Below are 2,288 nucleotides of genomic sequence, written 5' to 3' on the forward strand. Positions count from 1 at the left end.
TCACCCGGGCGGGTTGGCGGGTCTCCTACGTCCACGCGGCCCGCTTCATCCACTTCCACGGCCAATCCAGCCGGAAGAACCTCCTGTGGACCAGGCGGCAGTTCTACCTGACCATGCACTCCTTCTATAAAAAAAACCTCCGGGATTCCTACCCGGGGGTGGTCGGTCTCCTAGTGGACGCGGGCATTCTAGTCGCCCTGGGCCTCGGCCTCCTCCGGGCCCACCTCGGCCTTTCGTGAAGGATTCGCGGAAATCAACGGGGGAGGGGGTGGGGTCCGTCGGCCTCGAAATCCGTCGCGTTCAACCTTTTGTGATCGGCCCCCGCCGTAGTCTTGAGCGCCCATTTGGCCCAGCGGAGCTCGGACGTCAACAGGCTCAACCGGTGCTCGAAGATGAGGTACTCGGAGAGGCTCAGGTTGCCGGAGACCACCTTGTCCCGCCACGCGACCTTGATATCCTCCATCTCCTCCTCGACGGCGCTCCTGCGTTTCCCGATTAATAGCTCCAGCTTGCCGGGGGGCAGGGAGAGCGCCCGGGCGAAGGCGATGACGATATCGAGGGAGAAGAACAGGCGCTGGGAGTGGACGTCCAGCTCGTCGAGCCCGGTCTTGAGGGTCTTCCTCCCCTCGTCGGTGAGGGTATACACGTGGCGGGGAGGGCGGTTGCCGGTCCGGGTCGTCTTCTCGTCCACGTATTTCGATTTCTTCAGCTTTTTCAGCGTGTAGTAGAGGTGCCCGGTGGAAACCTCGCTCCACAGGTCGGCGTGATTCTCCTCGAGGACGCGCTTGAGCTGATAGCCGTGCATCGGCTTCTCACTCAAGAGGCCGAGCACCATTATGTCCACCTTGGTCATTGTCGCCTCCTCCGGGATGAATTACATTTCGCCCTTTTACTAATCCCATATATATTATAGTTAATGACACGGTTATTTTCAACAAAGGGGCTTCGAGGCGGGCTTGCGACGTCCGGGAAGATGCGCTATAGTGTGACTTATAAAGGGCGTATAATCGTGTCGGCATTTGTTCCATCCGCATTTTACTGGTTGCTCTGGCGGGTCGGGAACGGAGTGAAACCTTGACGGGGATCGCCGTCATCGAAGTCTCGGGACTGGTCAAGCGCTACGACGACCTCGTCGCCGTGGACGGCGTGAGCTTCTCGGTGGGGGCGGGGGAGGTCTTCGGCTTCCTGGGCCCCAACGGGGCGGGAAAGACGACCACCCTCTCGATTCTGGCGACGCTCCTGCGGCCCACGGCCGGGTCGGCCAGCGTCGCCGGCTGCGACGTGCTGGAGAACCCCGCCGGCGTCCGGCGCGAGATAGGCATCGTGTTCCAGGAAAGCTCCCTGGACACCAAGCTCACCGCCCGGGAGAACCTGGACTTCCACGCCCGCATCTACGGCGTGGCAGACCGGAAGGCGCGCGTGACCGAGATGCTCGCCTTCATGGAACTTTCCGACTGGGGTGACAAACTGGTGGAGCGGCTTTCCGGCGGTATGCGGCGGCGGCTCGAGGTGTCCCGGGCCCTGCTGCACCGGCCCCGGGTCCTCTTCCTGGACGAGCCCACCCTCGGTCTCGACGTGCAGAACCGGCGGAAAATCTGGGACTACCTTCTCGAGGGCGCCCGCGTGGACTCGACCACCGTTTTTCTGACCACCCACGACCTCCACGAGGCGGAGCGGTGCCACCGTGTCGGGGTCATTGACCGGGGCAGGCTGGTCGCGTGCGGCACCCCCGCGGAGTTGAAGTCCTCCCTGGGGGGGAGCGTGGTCCGTCTGCGCTGCGCGGACCCGGAGGGCGCGGCGCAGGCCATCATGTCCACCACGGGGTTGGAGGCCAAGCTGGAGGAAGGCTCCATCGTCGTGGTGGTGGATTCCCCCGCCGAGTTCCTGCCGGAGGTCATGCGGCTCCTGGGCGCCGCCGTCGAGGCGATTCAGGTCGAGGAACCCACCCTGGAGGACGTGTTCCTCGCCCTCACCGGCCACACCCTGCGCGACGACGAGGGTCGGAGCCTGGGAGCCTGGCGGACGGCACACGCCGCCACGGCCAGGAGGGACGGCCGATGATTCAGGGATTCGCCGTCAGCGCCATCTGGCTCCGGGAGTTCAAGCGGTACTTCCGGGATCTCGCGCGGGTGGCCTCCTCGGTGGCCCGGCCCGTCGTCTGGCTCTTCATCCTGGGCATCGGCATCTCGCCGAATTTTTCCCAGGTGGCGGGCCTGAACTACATCGAGTACATCTTCCCCGGCATGGTGGTGATGACCATCCTTTTCACCTCGACGATTTCCGCGATT

At 64.0% G+C, this 2,288-nt stretch carries 4 protein-coding genes; 3 read left to right on the plus strand and 1 reads right to left on the minus strand.

Features of this window, described 5'->3' with window-relative positions; genetic code table 11:
- The coding region (locus NTW26_08670; GenBank protein ID MCX7022325.1) for a hypothetical protein at positions 1–239 on the plus strand (239 nt) is incomplete at its 5' end.
- 14 nt (positions 240–253) lie between these two features.
- Here the strand turns inward: NTW26_08670 and NTW26_08675 are convergent.
- Positions 254–853 (minus strand): PadR family transcriptional regulator, encoded by a 600-nt coding sequence (locus tag NTW26_08675; GenBank protein ID MCX7022326.1) that lies wholly within the window; start codon positions 851–853, stop codon positions 254–256.
- A 221-nt stretch (positions 854–1,074) separates the two neighbouring features.
- Here NTW26_08675 and NTW26_08680 point away from each other — a divergent pair, with 221 nt between their 5' ends.
- Positions 1,075–2,061 carry an ATP-binding cassette domain-containing protein gene (locus NTW26_08680; GenBank protein MCX7022327.1) on the plus strand — a complete coding sequence of 329 codons (987 nt, stop codon included), beginning with the start codon at positions 1,075–1,077 and terminating at the stop codon, positions 2,059–2,061.
- Positions 2,058–2,288: ABC transporter permease (locus NTW26_08685; protein MCX7022328.1), on the plus strand; the 231-nt coding region annotated here is incomplete at its 3' end. The genes NTW26_08680 and NTW26_08685, both read left to right, overlap by 4 nt.

The organism is bacterium (assembly GCA_026398675.1).
Lineage (GTDB): Bacteria > RBG-13-66-14 > RBG-13-66-14 > RBG-13-66-14 > RBG-13-66-14 > RBG-13-66-14.